Origin of the sequence: Halomonas sp. 7T (assembly GCF_025643255.1) — a bacterium.
GTDB lineage: Bacteria > Pseudomonadota > Gammaproteobacteria > Pseudomonadales > Halomonadaceae > Vreelandella.
Genome location: NZ_CP087112.1, coordinates 1,264,901 through 1,283,499 on the forward strand (window position 1 = coordinate 1,264,901; position 18,599 = coordinate 1,283,499).

At 52.1% G+C, this 18,599-nt stretch carries 15 protein-coding genes and 4 tRNA genes; 14 read left to right on the forward strand and 5 right to left on the reverse strand.

The genetic code is table 11. From position 1 onward, the window contains the following. Positions 1-5: 5 nt before the first annotated feature. Positions 6-422, reverse strand: coding sequence for a hypothetical protein (locus LOS15_RS05790; protein ID WP_263068737.1), 417 nt, complete (start codon positions 420-422; stop codon positions 6-8). A 162-nt stretch (positions 423-584) separates the two neighbouring features. Between LOS15_RS05790 and pyrC the strand changes: the two genes are divergently transcribed. Further along, the gene (pyrC, locus tag LOS15_RS05795) at positions 585-1,625 is read left to right on the forward strand and encodes a dihydroorotase (RefSeq protein WP_263068739.1); all 1,041 of its coding nucleotides are present in this window, start codon (positions 585-587) and stop codon (positions 1,623-1,625) included. A gap of 80 nt (positions 1,626-1,705) precedes the next feature. Here the strand turns inward: pyrC and mtnN are convergent, their stop codons facing one another. Both mtnN and folD read right to left on the reverse strand, forming a co-directional pair. After that, the gene (gene mtnN, locus LOS15_RS05800) at positions 1,706-2,413 is read right to left on the reverse strand and encodes a 5'-methylthioadenosine/S-adenosylhomocysteine nucleosidase (RefSeq protein ID WP_263068742.1); all 708 of its coding nucleotides are present in this window, start codon (positions 2,411-2,413) and stop codon (positions 1,706-1,708) included. Between the two features lie 59 nt (positions 2,414-2,472). Continuing rightward, the gene (folD, locus tag LOS15_RS05805; RefSeq protein WP_263068744.1) at positions 2,473-3,333 is read right to left on the reverse strand and encodes a bifunctional methylenetetrahydrofolate dehydrogenase/methenyltetrahydrofolate cyclohydrolase FolD; all 861 of its coding nucleotides are present in this window, start codon (positions 3,331-3,333) and stop codon (positions 2,473-2,475) included. 209 nt (positions 3,334-3,542) lie between these two features. On the opposite strand from folD, the gene LOS15_RS05810 reads away from it, so the two are divergent. The 4 genes from LOS15_RS05810 to LOS15_RS05825 all read left to right on the forward strand — a co-directional run bounded on the left by LOS15_RS05810 (position 3,543) and on the right by LOS15_RS05825 (position 4,064). Then, positions 3,543-3,619, forward strand: a tRNA-Pro gene (locus LOS15_RS05810). Between the two features lie 92 nt (positions 3,620-3,711). Then, positions 3,712-3,788 (forward strand) — tRNA-Arg (locus LOS15_RS05815). A gap of 93 nt (positions 3,789-3,881) precedes the next feature. Further along, a tRNA-His gene (locus LOS15_RS05820) sits at positions 3,882-3,956 on the forward strand. Positions 3,957-3,989: 33 nt separating this feature from the next. After that, positions 3,990-4,064: transfer RNA gene (locus tag LOS15_RS05825), tRNA-His, on the forward strand. Positions 4,065-4,223: 159 nt separating this feature from the next. Here the strand turns inward: LOS15_RS05825 and amt are convergent. Beyond that, complete coding sequence (gene amt / locus LOS15_RS05830) at positions 4,224-7,637, reverse strand: ammonium transporter (RefSeq protein WP_263068747.1); 3,414 nt, start codon at positions 7,635-7,637, stop codon at positions 4,224-4,226. 334 nt (positions 7,638-7,971) lie between these two features. On the opposite strand from amt, the gene LOS15_RS05835 reads away from it, so the two are divergent. From LOS15_RS05835 to LOS15_RS05850, 4 genes are all read left to right on the forward strand, one after another. After that, positions 7,972-9,213 (forward strand): NAD(P)/FAD-dependent oxidoreductase, encoded by a 1,242-nt coding sequence (locus tag LOS15_RS05835; protein ID WP_263068749.1) that lies wholly within the window; start codon positions 7,972-7,974, stop codon positions 9,211-9,213. 121 nt (positions 9,214-9,334) lie between these two features. Then, positions 9,335-9,544 carry a putative motility protein gene (locus tag LOS15_RS05840; protein ID WP_263068752.1) on the forward strand — a complete coding sequence of 70 codons (210 nt, stop codon included), beginning with the start codon at positions 9,335-9,337 and terminating at the stop codon, positions 9,542-9,544. Positions 9,545-9,748: 204 nt separating this feature from the next. Beyond that, positions 9,749-11,338, forward strand: a complete 1,590-nt coding sequence (locus LOS15_RS05845) for a peptide chain release factor 3 (RefSeq protein WP_263068754.1) — start codon at positions 9,749-9,751, stop codon at positions 11,336-11,338. Positions 11,339-11,354: 16 nt separating this feature from the next. After that, positions 11,355-12,152, forward strand: coding sequence for a TatD family hydrolase (locus LOS15_RS05850; protein WP_263068757.1), 798 nt, complete (start codon positions 11,355-11,357; stop codon positions 12,150-12,152). A gap of 3 nt (positions 12,153-12,155) precedes the next feature. On the opposite strand, the gene LOS15_RS05855 is transcribed toward LOS15_RS05850, so the two are convergent. Further along, positions 12,156-13,109, reverse strand: a complete 954-nt coding sequence (locus LOS15_RS05855) for a YgfZ/GcvT domain-containing protein (protein ID WP_263068759.1) — start codon at positions 13,107-13,109, stop codon at positions 12,156-12,158. Positions 13,110-13,298: 189 nt separating this feature from the next. Here LOS15_RS05855 and LOS15_RS05860 point away from each other — a divergent pair, with 189 nt between their 5' ends. The 5 genes from LOS15_RS05860 (at position 13,299) to LOS15_RS05880 (ending at position 18,479) form a co-directional block, all read left to right on the forward strand. After that, positions 13,299-13,496: a hypothetical protein gene (locus tag LOS15_RS05860; RefSeq protein WP_263068762.1), complete on the forward strand. Its 198-nt coding sequence runs from the start codon at positions 13,299-13,301 to the stop codon at positions 13,494-13,496. Beyond that, positions 13,496-13,903, forward strand: a complete 408-nt coding sequence (locus tag LOS15_RS05865; RefSeq protein ID WP_263068765.1) for an OsmC family protein — start codon at positions 13,496-13,498, stop codon at positions 13,901-13,903. The genes LOS15_RS05860 and LOS15_RS05865 overlap by 1 nt, the downstream gene beginning before the upstream one ends. A gap of 38 nt (positions 13,904-13,941) precedes the next feature. After that, complete coding sequence (gene uvrB / locus LOS15_RS05870; protein WP_263068768.1) at positions 13,942-15,966, forward strand: excinuclease ABC subunit UvrB; 2,025 nt, start codon at positions 13,942-13,944, stop codon at positions 15,964-15,966. Positions 15,967-15,969: 3 nt separating this feature from the next. Then, on the forward strand, positions 15,970-16,794 hold the full coding sequence (gene nei / locus LOS15_RS05875) for an endonuclease VIII (RefSeq protein ID WP_263068770.1): 825 nt from the start codon (positions 15,970-15,972) through the stop codon (positions 16,792-16,794). A 179-nt stretch (positions 16,795-16,973) separates the two neighbouring features. Next, positions 16,974-18,479, forward strand: a complete 1,506-nt coding sequence (locus tag LOS15_RS05880; protein ID WP_263068773.1) for a fumarate hydratase — start codon at positions 16,974-16,976, stop codon at positions 18,477-18,479. Positions 18,480-18,599 lie beyond the last annotated feature (120 nt).

Below are 18,599 nucleotides of genomic sequence, written 5' to 3' on the forward strand. Positions count from 1 at the left end.
CGGTTTTATTTACCTGATGATTTAACACTATGAATCACAAACTTGATAAAGAGAGTCATAACAAAGGTTAACCACCCCGCTGAGGCTAAAAAGTTGAACAACAGCATTTTGGGAGGTAGCCAGGCGCTCCCCACCAGGGCTTCAAGCATAATGTGGAAAAACATTGCCAAAAGGAGCGGTAAGGCAAGCGTATGAATCCACATGTCTGTTCGCCGCTTGCGGATATGGTAGCGCCGCAATAAATAGCGCAGAGGGCGGTGTGCCCAGCAAATGAGCACTAAGGCACCAACCACAAATAGCATTGCAACGGTAGGCTCTGTGCTGCCTTTGTACATTGAAATGGAAATAGACCAGGCAAGCCCAAGCCACATTAAGCCTTCAATGCTGGCGATAATGTCCGCATAGCGTCGCACGTTCTGCATAAACAACGAGATCCTTGATCCTACAAAGTGCCGCCATGATACGACACTTGATAAGGGCTGTGGGGCACATCGGTAGATTTATACCCCGCTGTATTGGGTATACTGTGCGCTCTCGATTTCTCTGCCCGTTTACTCTACAACCAGATAAGCACAGGACAAGCCGTGGACGCTATTACGTTAACCCGCCCCGATGATTGGCACCTCCATTTACGCGATGACGAGGCGCTAAAAGCGGTGGTAGGCCACACCGCCGCCCAAATGGGCCGTGCTATTATTATGCCAAACCTCAAGCCTCCCGTGACCACCACCGAGCAGGCCATTGCTTACCGCGAACGCATCTTGGCAGCACTTCCCAGTGGTAGCCAGTTTGAGCCGCTCATGACGCTCTACTTGACTGATACAACCCCTGCCAGTGAAATTGAAAAAGCGGTTGAGAGCGGCGTGGTTAAAGCCGTTAAGCTTTATCCAGCGGGGGCGACAACTAATTCAGCCTCTGGCGTTACGGATATTGCCCACTGTGATGAAGCCATTACGATGATGGCCAAGCTGGGAATGCCACTGCTGGTACACGGTGAAGTCACCGATAGTGATATCGATATTTTCGACCGCGAAGCAGCGTTCATAGAGCGAGTAATGAAGCCACTGCTGGCGAGACACCCTAATCTCAAGGTGGTGTTTGAACACATCACCACCCAGCAGGCGGCTGAATTTGTTGCGGCCGCGTCCGATAACATTGCAGCGACCATTACGGCTCACCATTTGCTGTTTAACCGTAATAAAATGCTGGCGGGCGGCATTCGTCCCCATTATTACTGTTTGCCAATTTTAAAACGCGAACAGCACCGCCAGGCATTACTCAAAGCAGCGACCAGTGGAAGCCCTAAATTTTTCCTGGGTACCGATAGTGCGCCGCATGCTCAAGGTGATAAAGAGTCGAGCTGTGGCTGCGCTGGTGCTTATACCGCACCTGCGGCAATCGAACTCTATGCCGTTGCCTTTGAAGAGATGCAGGCGCTAGATAAGCTTGAAGCTTTTGCAAGCTTAAATGGGCCGCGTTTTTACGGGCTTTCCCCCAATGCAGAAACCGTGACGCTTGAGCGCCGTGAATGGCGTCTGCCGGAACGCTTCCCCTACGCTGATGGGCAGGACATTATTCCGCTCATGGCAGGTGAAACCCTGCCGTGGGCGCTTAAAGGTGCCTAAACAGCTTGCATAGGATAACCTCAAGCGTTTTACGCAAAACGGAGCCGCATGGCTCCGTTTTGCGTCACGATAAAGTGAACTTAAGCATTGCCGAGCGCGATTAGCATTTGATCAACCATACGGGCGGAGTGATCTGCGGCGATATCGAGAAACTGTTCAAAAGAGAGGTGGTTGTCGCCGCTGCCGGGAATATCCGAAAGCGCGCGGATAACCACAAATGGGCACCCGTAGAGGTGGCAGGTTTGTGCAATTGCGGCGCCTTCCATTTCAACTGCCAGCATCGTAGGGAACTGTGCGCGGGTAATGGCCACGCGTTCCGGATCGGCCATAAAGGCGTCTCCTGTGGCGATTAATCCTTCACGAACGTTCACTTCCCCCAGCGCTGTAATGGCGCCGCGTGCTACGTCGCGTAGCTGCTTATCAGCCTGATAAGCGGCGGGCATGCCGGGCACTTGACCTAACTCGTAGCCGAACACGACGGCGTCCACATCATGGTGACGAACTTCATCAGAAATGATGACATCGCCGATGCTCAGATCGGTAGCGAAGCCGCCTGCTGAGCCGGTGTTAATGATAGCGTCAGGTTGATGGCGCTCAAGCAGTATCGCAGTGCCCACCGCGGCGTTGACTTTGCCAATGCCTGACTGCAAAACCACAATTTCGAGGCCATGACGCGTGCCGGTATAAAAGACAAAGCCAGCGTGTTCATAACGCTCAGCATTTTCAAGCTGGCTTGCTAATAGGCTAACTTCTTGCGCCATCGCGCCAATAATTCCAATCCGTCGCACGTTAGGGTGCTCCTTGGTTATTTAGTGCCATCGGTAAGTGGCGTTAATAATTAGCCTTATTACGGCGTTTGGTCGTGGCGTTCAGCGGCCTCTAGGGTGTTCTCAAGAAGAGTGGCAACGGTCATCGGTCCTACGCCGCCGGGTACCGGCGTTATAAAGCTGGCGCGTTCAGCGGCGATGGCAAAGTCGACATCTCCCGCCAGTGAACCATCTTCTTGTCGGTTAATACCTACATCGATAACAATCGCGCCAGGCTTGATCCATTCGCTATTGACGATACCCGGTTTTCCGACAGCAACCACCAGCAGATCAGCACGGCTAACATGCGCCTGAAGGTTTTGGGTAAAACGATGACAAACCGTTGTGGTGCAGCCTGCAAGCATCAGCTCCAGTGCCATAGGGCGGCCCACGATGTTAGAGGCGCCGACAACGGTGGCATCTAACCCACGCACTGCAATGCCGGTTTGTGCCAGCATCGTCATAATGCCTTTGGGTGTACAAGGGCGGAGTGACGGTATGCGCTGTGCCAAGCGGCCAATGTTATAGGGGTGAAAGCCGTCAACGTCCTTGTCAGGGCGAATGCGTTCTAAAATTGGTCTAGCATCCATATGCTCTGGCAACGGTAGCTGAACCAGAATACCGTCTACCGCTGGGTCATCGTTTAAACGATCGACTAAAGCCTCTAGTGTTGCCTGCGTCGTATTGGCGGGCAGGGCATGTTGGAAAGAGAGAATGCCCGCCTGCTCGCAGGCGCGATGCTTATTACTGACATAAACGTGAGACGCTGGGTCTTCGCCAACCACGACAACGGCTAGTCCGGGTGCTCGAACGCCGGCTTGTTGGCGTGCGCTGACTTTTTCGGCAACGGCGTGACGGACATTAGCGGCAATGGCTTTGCCATCGATGAGTTGGGCGGCCATGTAGAGATCCCTATACGAAGTGGAAGAGCGAAGCAGGCTGCTAAACGTGCGCAGCAAGGTGCTTTCTATAAGGGGCAATTTTCGCATGCTAGGGCGGGAAGGCAAAGCGTCTATCGAATCAATCACTTTAAGTGTTGACTTTAAAATTAAAAGTAGTAATATAAGCCTCGCTTGAGACGGGATATGCAGCAGCGTCTAAGGTAAGAAATCGGGATGTAGCGCAGTCTGGTAGCGCGCCTGCTTTGGGAGCAGGATGTCGGGGGTTCGAATCCCTCCATCCCGACCACATACCTAGCGCGGAAGGTGGTAGCTTGCTTTTCCAGACTTTGGTTGTTGTCAAGTGCTCATCAGTATTCTGAACATTGGAATGCCTCATGTGCGCCTATAGCTCAACCGGATAGAGCAACGGCCTTCTAAGCCGTAGGTTGCGGGTTCAAGTCCTGCTGGGCGCGCCATTAATTTAATCACTTTATCTTTCAAGTGGCTAAATTGATAATAGCGTTCACATGCAGCGATCAAAAAGTTGTTCTTGAAGTACTTCATCTATGGTGGATGTAGCTCAGTGGTAGAGCCCCGGATTGTGGCTCCGGTGGTCGTGGGTTCGATCCCCATCATCCACCCCATTGATGATATGTACTTTCCAGTTTTAGGTTGTGGTGGATGTAGCTCAGTGGTAGAGCCCCGGATTGTGGCTCCGGTGGTCGTGGGTTCGATCCCCATCATCCACCCCATTAACCTTTCCCCTCCTTGTATGCTTCCCCATTAATTCCAATAAGCTTTTTTTGCTTTCCAGCGCTTATCAACTCTTATCTTCGTTAATATTCATAGCTTTAAAATTACATATCTTTAAGACGATAGTTCTTCTCTCCACGATGTACCCCTCAGCGTTTTCACCTCGGCATTAATTTGATATTGGTATCGACGGTATCAGTAATCGGTTCAGGCTCCCCCAGTAAGTACCCTTGTGCAAAATCAATTCCCAATGACTGCAGTTTAGCTAGCGTTTCTTTTGTTTCGACATGCTCTGCGATGGTGTCCAAGGCTAGTGCTTTGCTAACAGAGTGAATGGCTTCCACCATTGCGCTATCGATGGGATCTTGGTGGATGTTGCGAATAAAACTGCCATCTATTTTTAAAAAATCCACTGGCAGATGTTTTAGGTAGCTAAACGATGACAGCCCGGTGCCAAAATCATCTAAGGCGAACCGGCAACCACACTTTTTTAATGCGTGAATCAGCTCGCTGACTTTTGAGAGCTGAGCAATGGCCGCACTTTCTGTTATTTCAAAACACAAACTTCCTGCGGGTAAATCTGCGCGTTGCACCTGTTGAATGAGGTCGCGGCAAAAATCGCTGTCTGAAAGTGAATCGCCCGATAAATTGATTCCCCAATAACCAACCTTACTCGTCTCACTATCAGGTGTCGCATCCTGGCTGACTAAGCAGCGATAGCGATCGGTGAGCCATGCAAGCGTATTACGAACTACCCAGCGGTCGATGCGCACCATAAAATGATAACGCTCAGCCGCAGGCATAAAGCTGCCTGGGGAGATAAGCGTGCCGTTCTCTTCAAGGCGCAGCAGAATTTCTCGATAGCCAGGGCCTGTGCCGCATACCGTTTGAACAGGTTGTGAGAAAAGTCTGAAGCTATCATTGTCTAGTGCGTTTTGAAGCCGCTGAAACCACGCTAATTGCCCATGGCGCTCTAACAAAAAGTGGTCGTCTGGTTGATGGCAGTGAATACGGTTACGTCCCGCTTCTTTGGCACTATAGCAGGCGGCATCGGCGGCATGCAGCGTGTCGGATAGGCGCATCGGTTGTTCTGATGCGATAGGGACGATGCCAATGCTGACCCCTATGCCGAACGTGTGGTCTTTCCAGGCAAAGCGGAAACATTCGATGTCGCGTCGCACTGCTTCGCAAATCAGCTTGGCTTTATCTAGCGGGCAATCTGGCAGGATAAGAGCAAACTCATCACCGCCAAGTCGGGCAACGGTATCGCTGTTGCGCACGTGGGATTTGAGTTTCACCGCGACCTGTCTTAACAGCTCATCGCCCGCCAAGTGGCCGCAGGTGTCGTTCACTATTTTGAATTGATCAAGGTCCAAGTAGCAGAGCACATGAGAGCTTTGGGGTTGCTCAAGCAGCTCGGTTAGCAGTGTTTCAAACGCCCGACGATTAATTAAACCGGTCAAGTTATCGTGAGTGGCTTGGTAATTGAGTTGTTCAGATAGTTTGTGGGTCAAGCTTACATCTTGGAAAACAACCACCGCCCCTAGCGTTAAGCCATTGCGTGAGCGAATGGGGGCTGCACTGTGCTGGATAGGGTGGCGTTTGTTGTTTTGATCGACTAATTGGCATTGTTCTCTAAAGTGAACGGCCTTGTGTTGGGTGAGTACCTGACGGGCAGGGTTGTTGAGAGGCTGGTCGTGGAGTTCGTCACGCAATTGATAAATCATTTGAATCGGTTTGTTGAGAGCTTCTTTAAAGTCCCATCCAGTGAGCCGCTGGGCCTCTGCATTCAGAAAGGTGACGTTGCCACTGGCGTCACAGGTAATGACACCATCGCCGATGGAGGCTAACGTTGTGCGAGCAAGGTCTCGTTCGCGATTGAGTTGCTCTTGGAGCTGTTTGCGCTCGGTAATATCGCGCACCATGCCAGAACACTCCGAGGCAGAGCCAAGCGCACCCTCACTGACCTGCACCTCCAGATAGCGTATTTGCTGCTCATCGGTGCGCCTTTTGACTTCATGGCGCGCTCCCGGGGTGAGTGGGTGGTCGGGCAATAGTTCACTGACGTGTTTGCCAATCAGTTGGTCAGCAGTGACACCAAAGAGTGCCTCAGCCCCTGGGTTAAGGTCGGTCAAGATGCCGTCCGCCTGCCAGGTAATGACGCCGTCACGTAAATTGCGCAGCATCACCTGGGTGTGGCCTACCGCTCGTTCTAGTGCCGCTGACACGCGGTTGTAACCGGCGGCGATTTCGCCTACCTCAGTAAACGGGTCTGCATCTATGCGTTGTCGCATATCGCCTTGTTGCTCATGCTGACGCATATGTTCCAACAGCTGGTTGAGTTCGTTTTTCGCACCGTGCTCGGCGAGGTTCAGGCCCATTTTTTCAGCGTCAGCAGAGACGCGTAGCGGTAAAACGTTGGGTAATAAACGCTGCGTGGTTTTAAATAGCAGCCACGCCATGCCAAAGCTCCAAGCACCGCATACAAGGACACCTATCAGCTGAACGCCAAATTGATCTGCTCTGCTCAGCGATAATCCTAATGTGTTTGGGTCGGCAAACCAGGGAAGGGCGAGGGTTCCCCATATGCCCGCCACTAAGTGCGCGGGTATTGCCCCTACGGCATCATCAATATGCCGTTTTAATAACCACTCGCTCGATAACACCATTAATATGCCGCTAATACTGCCCATTAAAAATGCCGCTGACAGTGAAATAACGTTGGCGCCGGCGGTAACCGCCACAAGCCCAGCGATAGCACCGTTAATGGCATACATGACATCGGCATAGCGGCGTACCCGCCAGCCCATCAGCATGGCTGATAAAATACCGCCTACTGCGCCGAGTATGGTGTTGGCGATAATCCCAGGAACGTCACTGCTGAGCGCGAGAGTGCTTCCCCCATTAAACCCAATCCAGCCTAAAATCATAAAGAGCGCGCCAAGCATGGCGAATGGTAGATTGCCAGCAGGAAACATGGCGGGTGGTTGGTTGGGTTGGAACCTGCCACGGCGAGGGCCGATAATCAAGACAGCGGCTAATGCCACCCAGCCGCCTACGCTGTGAACGACGGTTGCACCGGCAAAGTCCATAAAGCCAAGTGCTTCGAGCCATCCGGGCGCTCCTCCTAATAAACCACCCCAAGCCCAGTGACCGAAAAGGGGATAGATAAGTAGCGCTATCCAAAATGACGCCCAAAGGTAGCCAAGAAACGCCATCCGCTCAGCGACAGCACCGGCAACAATGGTGGCGGCGGTGGCGCAAAACATGGCTTGGAAAATAAACACGGTTAGCGTCCAACTACCGGCTGACTCAAGTTCCCAGCCAAATAAAGAGGTGCCCATCCAGCCTGAATGAGACGAGCCAAACATAACGCCAAAACCCACAAACCAGAAAACGCTGACAGCAATGGCAAAGTCAGCCAAGTTTTTCATGGCCACGTTGATCGTGTTTTTGGTTCTAGTGGTACCCGCTTCAAGGCAGAGAAAACCGGCCTGCATAGAGAAAACTAACGCTGCTGCCCATAATATCCAAAGCGTATCGATTAATGTGGTGTCAAAAGCGTGAGGCATGGGGCAATCCTTGTGCAATATTGGTGCGCATGGAGCACTGCTCTGGTGCTGCTCACTGACAGCCGCGCCACAGAGCGGTTGGGTTTGCCTCTTTATGGACGCGTTAGCAGGTGCTTATAAGCAAGTGCTCATAATGATTAAGCAATTGCCGTGCCGTATTTAGTTAACTCATCTTTATTTGTGTTTTTTACGGTATTAATAACTAAAAAAATCAGTAAAAACAGTTTTTAAAACTGTATAAAAGCCAGATAAATGGTGATATTTTTCAATCAGTTGGGTTTTGTGACATTCACTGGCAAAAGCTATTTAATAACGTTCGCAGGAGTGCATCAGAATGGCGCGTCAAACGGTGGTTTTAGGGGCAGGCATGGTAGGTGTCAGCATTGCGTGGCATTTACAGCAACGTGGTCATCAGGTGACATTAGTTGATCGCTGCCAGCCTGGCCGCGAAACCTCCTTTGGTAACGCGGGTATTATCCAGCGGGAAGCCGTTAGACCTTATCCTTTTCCAAGGGATATGAAGACCATTCTCAGCGTATTGCCCAATAACCGTGTGGATATTCGCTATCGCCCGGCAGGTATGATTAATGCGGCATCGCCTCTGCTGAGTTATTGGCACCACTCTTCCTCGCGTCTGTATAAAAAGATTATTCCTGAGTGGGCCTCACTGATTCAGCTTTGCCTAGAGACGCATGGGCCGATGATTGAAGCCGCAGGTGCAGAGCATTTAGTGCGCCGTGAAGGCTGGCTGGAAATTTATCGCACGCCGGCAAAGCTTGCGCAGCGAGTAAAAGAGGCTGAAGAAGCACGCTCTCTATACGGTGTGCAGTTTGCGGTGCTGGATCGAGCGGCCCTCACGGAAAAAGAGCCGGATTTAAGCAGTGATATTATCGGAGCGATTCACTGGCTCGACCCATGGACAGTGGCTGATCCAGGCGGTTTGGTAGCTGCATACGCTGCTTCGTTTGTTGAGCAAGGCGGACGAGTGCTTCAAACCGATATTAATAGCTTCCAGCAACAGGGAGATGGTTGGACAATCGATACCGCTGCTGAGCAATTAGAAGCAGATGAGGTAGTAGTAGCGCTCGGGCCTTGGGCAGGAGAGTGGCTGAAGAAATTGGGCTATCACTTCCCGACGTTTGTTAAGCGTGGTTACCATATGCACTATGCAACTCAGCCGGATGCTAAGTTGCACTACTGGTTGATGGACGCTGAGGTGGGTTATTTGCTGGCGCCAATGAATGCTGGCATCAGGCTTACAACAGGCGCCGAGCTGGATCGCCTTGAGTCACCGGCCCATGAACAGCAGCTGGGTGCTGCCGAAAAAGTGGCACGCACCGTTTTCCCTCTTGGCGAGCGTCGTGATGCTGCAGCGTGGAAGGGAGCACGACCATGCTTACCGGACATGAAGCCTGTTATTGGCCCAGCGCCACGCCACCCTGGATTATGGTTAGCGTTTGGTCACGGCCACCAAGGATTTACCCTAGGGCCAGCGACGGGGCAGTTGCTGGCCGATATGATGGAAGGCAAATCAACCGCTATCGATATGGCCCCATTTAGAGCAGAGCGTTTTTAATTCGAACTGCTTGATGCTGTCTGCATACCAAAATAGCTGAATCTAGATAATGAGAAAGTTGGTGTGGGGAGTGTGGTTTTGCTACGCTGGTTGTATGCATTTCTGAAATGTGGGGTGAAGTATGGACGTATCAGCAAGTAGTGCAGTCAGCACCGCGCTTTATATGAACCAGGCGCAGACCGCTGAGCAAGCCCAAATGGAGGTTTTTAGACAAGCACTTGAAGATCAGTCTGATCAAGTGACTGAAGTCTTAGCATCGGCTGACACCAGTGCTCAGCCAGATCTAGCAAAAGAAGGAAGCTTGGGCACTAACGTCAACACCTTCGCGTAAGCCCCTGCCGCTTGAAGATCAGTCTGACAAGTATACAAACGCCGGTTATCCGGCGTTTTTTTTGCTTTATTTTTACCTGAGCATTGCGATGGCGATGTCTCCTGGTATGCCGATATCGCCTAGTTGCGTTACCATATGCACACTTAAGCGCCGCTGCTGCGCGCGCTCCCTAGGATTGAATTGCATCATCTTTCAGAGAGTCTAATGTCTGACGCTAACATAGCGCGCGAAGCTGAACTGCGCCGTACCTTTGCTATCATTTCACACCCTGACGCGGGTAAAACAACTATCACCGAAAAGCTGCTGCTGTTTGGGAACGCTATCCAGATGGCTGGTTCGGTAAAAAGCAAGCGCAATGACCGCCATGCCACTTCCGACTGGATGAAAATGGAGCAGGAGCGGGGCATTTCAGTGACGACCTCTGTGATGCAGTTCCCTTATGGTGGACGGATTGTCAACCTATTGGATACGCCAGGGCACGAAGACTTCTCCGAAGATACTTACCGTACGCTGACAGCCGTTGATTCAGCGCTCATGGTGATTGATGGGGCGAAAGGGGTTGAGGATCGCACCATTAAACTTATGGAAGTATGTCGCCTGCGTACCACGCCTATTCTGACCTTTATTAACAAAATGGATCGCGATATCCGCGACCCAATCGAAGTCATGGATGAAGTGGAGACGGTGTTGAACATCCAGTGCGCGCCCATGACCTGGCCTATCGGCATGGGGCGGCATTTCAAAGGGGTATATCACCTTTATAACGATGTTATCCATCTCTATACCCAGGGGCAGGGGAGCCGTATTCCTGATGATAAGCGCATTGAGGGATTAGATAATCCAGAAGTAGACGCCGTGTTGGGTGAGGAGCAGGCAGAAGAGCTTCGTATGGAGGTTGAGCTGGTGCGCGGGGCGTCGCATGAGTTTGATCTTGATGCCTATCGCCGCGGCGAGCTATCGCCGGTCTATTTCGGTACCGCGATGGGGAACTTTGGTGTGCGTGAAATGCTAGACGGCTTTGTAGAACATGCGCCGGCTCCGCAGCCTCGTGAAACCAATACCCGTGAAGTGACCGCCCATGATGAGCGTTTCACCGGGTTCGTATTTAAAATTCAAGCCAATATGGACCCGAACCACCGGGATCGGATTGCCTTTTTGCGTGTCTGCTCCGGCAAGTACGAAAAGAACATGAAGATGCGCCACGTGCGTATCGGTAAAGATGTAAAAATCGCTGATGCACTGACGTTTATGGCCTCTGACCGTTCCCAAGTGGAAGAGGCGTGGCCAGGCGATATTATCGGCCTGCATAATCACGGCACTATCCAGATTGGCGATACGTTCACCGTAGGCGAAGATATGCGCTTTACCGGCATTCCACACTTTGCCCCTGAGCTGTTTAAGCGTGTACGTTTGAAAGATCCTCTCAAAATGAAAGCACTCCAGAAAGGCCTTCAGCAGCTTTCTGAAGAGGGGGCGACCCAGGTCTTTATGCCGATAGATAATAATGACCTAATCCTTGGTGCGGTAGGTACGCTGCAGTTTGATGTGGTCGCCCACCGCCTTAAAGAGGAGTACAAGGTCGACTGTCTGTATGAGGGCGTTAACGTGCAAACCGCTCGCTGGATATATTGTGAAGATGCCAAGATGCTTGAAGAGTTTAAGCGTAAAGCTAGCAGCAACCTTGCCATTGATGGCGGCGGCTACCTGACCTACATTGCACCCACGCGGGTGAACCTACAGATGACTCAGGAGCGCTGGCCAGATATTCGTTTCCAGCCCACTCGCGAGCATTAATACTTTAGGAGTTAGCGTGCTGATAGACGCCCACTGCCACTTGGATGCTGTAGAGTTTGATACGGATCGTGATAGCGTGTTTTCCGCAGCTCAAGCAGTGGGCGTTGGCCATTTTATAGTGCCTGGAACGCGTCGCGCGCGTTGGCACAATGTGCTCGCCCTGGCTGAGCGTGATGAAGTCAGTATCTGCTTAGGACTTCACCCCTACTTTGTTGCGCAGCATCAATTAAGTGATCTCGGTGCGCTAGAAACGTTAGTGAACCAGCAGCTTTCAGGCGCCAGCCCTGCTCGCCCCGTGGCTATTGGTGAGTGCGGTATTGATGGGCGTTTTTCGGAGAGCCTGAGTGAGCAGTGGCGCTACTTCGATGAGCAGCTACGCATTGCTAAACGCTGCAAGTTGCCTGTTGTCGTGCATTGTGTGAAAGCCAACGATACGGTGAGTAAGCGGCTTCGCCAGCTCTGCTTGCCTGAAGCTGGGCTTATCCATGCGTTTGCCGGTTCCTATGAGCAGGCGGTTAGGTTTTTAGATCTTGGCTATGTATTAGGAGTAGGCGGCGCTGTTACTTACGAGCGTGCTCAGCGTTTACGTCGCGTGGTAGCGAAGCTGCCTGATGATGGCTTTGTACTGGAAACAGATAGCCCTGATATGCCGTTAAACGGTTATCAAGGCCAGCGAAACGAGCCTGCGCGGTTAGCTCAGGTGGCACAAGAGGTAGCCAAGCTGCGTGGCCAGCGCTTAAGTACCGTTGCGTCACTCAGTAGTGCCAATGCCGCGCGGGTATTTAAGCTACCCCACGTTGACAGTAGGCGTTGACGTTCAGGCAAGCTGCGCCGCCACTTGTTCAGGGTCTAGGCGCTCTATAGGGTAGGGCAATGCATGCAATGTAATAGGCAGTTGATGCCAATAGACCGCTAGCATCTCATCCATCACTTTCGTATTCATCACGGCCAAAAACTCAACCTGTTGGTCGTTATTAAACGCGCTACTGACCACTTCGCCCAGCGACTTTCCGCTCTCGTCAACGATGGACTCCCCAATGTCAGGTAACGTACTGGCATCAACACTGGCGTGAACCAAGCGCTTTTTGACTTGACCGCGAAAGTGCGCACGAGCGACAACCTCTTGGCCTGTATAGCACCCCTTTTTAAAGCTGATACCAGCCAATGCTTCCCAGTTCAGCATTTGGGGTAGAAAGTGATCCTGCTGGGCATCGGTAAGCCATGCAAGTCCGCTACGAATATCGGCCAGCAGCCATTCGTTGCGCAAGGTCTCATCGTTGCTAACTAGGCTAGTTGCCGGGTCTTCTTCAAACATGAACAACCAGCGAGGGCTGCCGGGCATCTTCAGAGCCGTCCCTTTATCGCTGGTAGCATGCGTATAAGGTTGCCCAGGTAGGGTGAGGTTAAGTTGTTCCGCCAACGCGTCTGCGCACTGGCTGGCGCCTACAAAGGTGAGTGTCGGCACCCGTGTCAGCTCGGCTTTGTAAAAGGCGGCGAACTTTTTCAGGTGGTTGGCGAGTGTTTCCGCCAGCGAGGCATTGAGCACTAATCGGAAATGGTCGCTGCCAAGCCGCAATAACTGGCCGTTAGCCAGCATTCGTCCTTTAGGAGTACAGAAGCAGGTGAGCGGTGCAAATATGCCGTTCGCCAGACTCACCTGCGCGCTCGTTTGGCCTTGTAAAAATGTCTCCGCATCGGCCCCTTTGATATCAAGCGCGGCATACTGGGTTAAGTGTACGGCGCTAGAGAGCTGCGTGTTGGCGATGGCCATAGTCACTCCTGGGCGTGTCAGTGAGATGTGTTTGTAAATAGCTGTATGGGTCAAAGTGTGGGCATGATAGGCAGATTGCAAGGCCATGGGAGCATGCTAGACTCTTTAACCTGTATCAGGTTTGCATAGATAATCGTCTGTATACTGTAGCGTTAACAACACTGGCAATCGTTGAGCAAAGGATGCGGCATGGCATTTCAATCATTAAGTTTTCAGGGTGTCACGACTACTGAACAGGTTAATAAAATTACCACAGCGCTAATGATGCTCGATAGCGTGGAGAGCGTTGAGGTAGGCCGCCATGGAGCAGAAGTGGAGGGACGCGCTAGACGTGAAGCTCTCATCAACGCTATCGAAAAACTTAACCTAGGGGTCAAGGTATCGTAATGCATAAGCCCATCACTATTATTAGCGAGCGCAATCACGTTTTTCGTCAACGGGTTGAGGTTGATGGGCTTGAGGCGTTGTATGCGGATGTGCCCCCGGTTGTTGGGGGAGATGGTAGCGCCCCCGACCCGCATGATTACTTCGATATTGCACTAGGGACGTGTAAAGCCATTACTGTACAAATGTACGCCAAGCGGAAAGAGTGGCCGCTAGAAGGAATTACCGTGAAGGTCCAGCGCGACGATAGCCAAGAAAGGAAAGGCGTCTATAAGCTTGCTGTCACTCTAATACTTCATGGAATTGAAGACCCCGAGCAGCGCGCTAAGCTTGAGGAGATCAGTCATCGTTGCCCTATTCAGCGGTTGATGACCCAGTCAACAGTAGAAATTGCAACGCATACTGAATAGCGCGGCCTATTCGGCGATCCACCTCATAAGGAGTGACGATGAGCAAGGCGTTTAGGCTTCAGTCAAAGTTTAAGCCTGCCGGTGACCAGCCAACGGCAATTAGCAGTTTAATCAGTGGCCTGGAGTCGGGGCTTGCTCATCAAACCTTGCTGGGGGTAACCGGTTCAGGTAAGACATTTACCATGGCGAATATTGTGCAGCAGTTGCAGCGGCCCACCATTGTTATGGCGCCAAATAAAACGCTTGCTGCCCAGCTTTATGGTGAGTTCAAATCATTTTTTCCAGACAATGCGGTCGAGTATTTTGTCTCTTACTACGACTACTACCAGCCCGAAGCATACGTTCCCTCTTCAGATACATTTATCGAGAAAGATGCGTCTATTAATGACCACATTGAGCAGATGCGCCTTTCAGCGACAAAAGCGCTTCTTGAGCGCCGAGATGCGCTAATCGTTGTGTCGGTTTCAGCTATCTATGGGTTGGGTGATCCTGACCAGTACCTGAAGATGCGCCTGCATTTCACCCGTGGTGAATTAATTGATCAGCGGGCCTTTCTACGTCGTTTAGCCGAATTGCAATACACCCGTAACGATATGGATTTTCGTCGGGGAACTTACCGGGTGCGCGGTGATGTCATTGATATATTTCCCGCAGACTCCGATGAAGAGGCGGTGCGCGTCGAGTTATTCGACAGCGAAATTGATACCATCCGCCTCTTTGATCCGTTGACAGGCGCTGTCCGTGGCGAGGTGCCACGTATGACTATTTACCCCAAATCGCACTACGTCACACCCCGGGAAACGATTTTGGGTGCTATTGATGCGATTAAGGGGGAGTTGAAAGAGCGACTGGAGTGGCTGCGTAAGCACGAGCGGCTAGTGGAAGCACAACGTCTTGAGCAGCGCACGTTGTACGATATTGAGATGATGCTCGAATTGGGGTACTGCAACGGTATTGAGAACTACTCGCGCTACCTTTCTGGACGTGCACCAGGCGACCCGCCACCGACCTTTTTTGATTATCTGCCTGATGACGCACTACTGTTCATTGATGAGTCCCACGTTAGCGTGCCCCAAGTGGGGGGGATGTATAAGGGCGACCGCTCTCGTAAAGAGACGTTAGTGGAGTATGGTTTTCGGCTGCCCTCCGCGTTGGATAACCGGCCAATGAAGTTTGAGGAGTGGGAGGCGATCAGCCCACAGACAATTTTTGTTTCCGCTACGCCGGGGAAGTATGAAGCAGAACACGCCAGCCAAATCGTTGAGCAGGTGGTACGGCCAACCGGGCTGTTAGACCCTGAAATAGAAGTTCGCCCCGCTAGCACGCAAGTTGATGACCTGCTTTCTGAAATAGGCTTGCGCACCGCCGTTGGCGAGCGCGTACTGGTAACGACCTTAACGAAGCGGATGTCTGAAGACCTCACTGAATACCTGGATGAACACGGTATTCGAGTGCGCTACCTGCACTCCGATATTGACACGGTTGAGCGGGTCGAGATTATCCGTGATCTACGACTGGGTAAGTTTGATGTGTTAGTGGGGATTAACCTGCTTCGCGAAGGGCTAGATATTCCTGAAGTGTCGCTGGTGGCGATTCTGGATGCGGATAAAGAGGGCTTTTTACGCGCCGAACGTTCGCTCATTCAAACCATTGGCCGTGCAGCGCGTAACGCCAACGGTAAGGCGATACTCTATGGCGATCGAATCACCGACTCGATGCGCAAAGCGATGGATGAAACCGATCGCCGCCGTGCAAAGCAGGTTGAACACAATCAAAAACATGGCATTACGCCTACGACGGTCACACGTTCAGTCGCTGATATTCTTGAGGCGGCCCAAGCGCCGGGCAAGAAAAACAGCCGTCGCCGTGGATCAGAACGCAAAGTGGCGGAAAGTGCTGCTGAGTACGATGTTGCCACGATGAGCAAACAAGACTTGCTGGGCGCTATTAGTAAGCTTGAGGATGCCATGTTTGAAGCAGCGCAAAACCTTGAGTTCGAAGAGGCGGCACGGCTTCGCGATCAACTACATCAAATGAAAGAAAAGCAGCTGGCGCTAGGATAACCCATGCCTGAAGGTCCAGAGATTCGCCGCGCAGCGGATCGTATCGAAAAGCAAATCGGCGGTAAGGTGCTAGACGACGCGTGGTTTGCATTTCCCGAACTGTCCCGTCAAGCAAGCACGTTTATCGGCGTTAAAGTCTCGTCAGTTGATACCTGGGGTAAAGCCATGCTGATTCGGTTTGCCGATCAGCGGGTGCTTTACTCGCACAATCAGCTGTATGGCGTATGGAAGCTGCATGCCGAAGATAAACCGCCAAACACGTCACGTTCATTACGTGTTCGGCTGGTGGCAGAAGGGCGTGCCGCCAGTTTATACAGCGCTTCTGATATATCGCTCTGGGATGAGTCAACGCTGGCGCGTCACCCTTTTTTAGCTCGCCTAGGCCCTGATTTGCTCAGCCAACATGTAAATGACGATGATGTGAAGCAGCGACTGTTAATGCCTGCTTTTATGCGTAGAAGTCTTGGAGCACTGCTTTTAGATCAGGGCCTTGTCGCGGGGCTAGGCAATTACTTGCGCTCAGAGATTCTGTTTTTCTCCCAGCTACACCCTAAGCAGCGCCCCTGTGATCTTACGGACGAGCAGTTACGCGTGCTTTCATCGCATATTGTTGAGATAACGCGTACCGCATACCGAACTGCCGGGGTCACCAATCAAGCGGCTTGGATTGAGCAAGCCATTGCAGCGGGTGAGCCGCGCCGCCAATGGCGATTCAGCGTGTTTGAGCGTGCCGGGCTCTCCTGTCATCGCTGCGGCAATGTAATCGAGCGCATGATGGTGGGATCTCGGCGTCTGTACTGGTGTCGGCAGTGTCAGCCTGCTCTTTAATGTATTTTATACCGTTATCTTTGATTGTTTAACTGCATCTCTCCGACCAAAGCGCTAAAGGTTGAGCCAGACTTACAAGATGCACTGGCTGCCGCGTAGGTCTCAATACGGTATACTTGTTACACACTAGACGGCCGCAAAGGCTGCAGCCAAGACGATAACCGAGGAGCTGTTAATCCATGACCGTGATTCGCCAGGATGACGTGATTCAAAGCGTTGCCGATGCTCTGCAGTACATCTCTTATTACCACCCGAAAGACTTCATCGACGCGATGGCCGACGCCTACGAGCGTGAAGAGAACCCCGCGGCAAAAGACGCGATTGCACAGATTCTGATCAACTCACGCATGTGCGCCACCGGTCACCGTCCAATTTGCCAGGATACCGGCATCGTGACCGTGTTCGTCCATGTGGGCATGAACGTCACGTGGGACGCTGAGCTGAGCCTCGATGATATGATCAATGAAGGTGTGCGCCGCGCTTACCAGCTGCCAGATAATGTACTGCGTGCCTCGGTCCTGGCCGACCCTGACGGCAAGCGCCAAAACACCAAGGACAACACGCCTGCCATTATTCACCACAAAATTGTGCCGGGTGACAAAGTAGACATCCATGTGGCGGCGAAGGGCGGTGGTAGCGAGGCGAAATCGAAGTTCGCCATGCTTAATCCCTCCGATAGCGTAGTAGACTGGGTGATGGAGCAGCTTCCCAAAATGGGCGCAGGCTGGTGCCCGCCAGGGATGCTGGGCATTGGCATTGGCGGTACCGCTGAAAAAGCGATGGAAATTGCTAAAGAAGCACTGCTGGACCCCATCGACATCCAAGAACTGCAGGCCCGCGGTGCTAGCAACCGTGCTGAAGAGCTGCGCCTTGAACTGTTTGATAAGGTGAATAAAAGTGGTATTGGTGCCCAAGGCTTGGGTGGCTTAACCACCGTATTGGACATTAAGGTCAAAGATTACCCAACCCATGCTGCCAATAAGCCGGTGGCAATCATTCCTAACTGCGCGGCCACCCGCCATGCTCATTTCACGCTGGATGGTTCTGGTCCGGTAGCGCTGCCCGCGCCGAAGCTGGAAGATTGGCCAGAGATTACCCGTGAGGCAGGTGATAACGTCAAGCGTGTCAATCTGGATACCGTGACGCCTGAAGAAGTGAAAACCTGGCAGCCCGGCGATACGCTGTTGCTAAACGGCAAACTGTTGACGGGCCGTGACGCGGCCCACAAGCGCATGGTGGATATGATCGCCAAGGGTGAGCCGCTGCCGGTGGATATGAAAGGGCGGTTTATCTACTACGTTGGCCCAGTTGACCCGATTGGTGACGAAGTAGTGGGTCCAGCAGGCCCCACAACGGCTACGCGGATGGATAAATTTACCCGTACGATGCTGGAAGAGACAGGCCTATTAGGCATGGTAGGCAAGGCGGAGCGGGGCCAAGCCGCTATTGATGCCATTCGCGATAACCAAGCTGTGTATCTCATGGCGGTGGGTGGCTCTGCGTACTTGGTCGCTCAGGCGATCAAAAAGTCACGGGTGGTAGGCTTTGAAGACCTAGGAATGGAAGCTATCTACGAATTTGAAGTGGAGGATATGCCTGTTACCGTCGCGGTTGATAGCCTAGGTACTTCCGTTCACCAAACAGGGCCTGCCAAATGGAAGGAAATTATTGCTCAGTCAGCCTAATCTTTTGGTAGCCTAGTCAGAAGTATGCGAAATGAAGAAGCCCCGTCATGCACGGGGCTTTTGTGCATTGGAAGTGAACGGACAAGTCAGGAATCCCTACCGGATGACGAGGAATAGTCA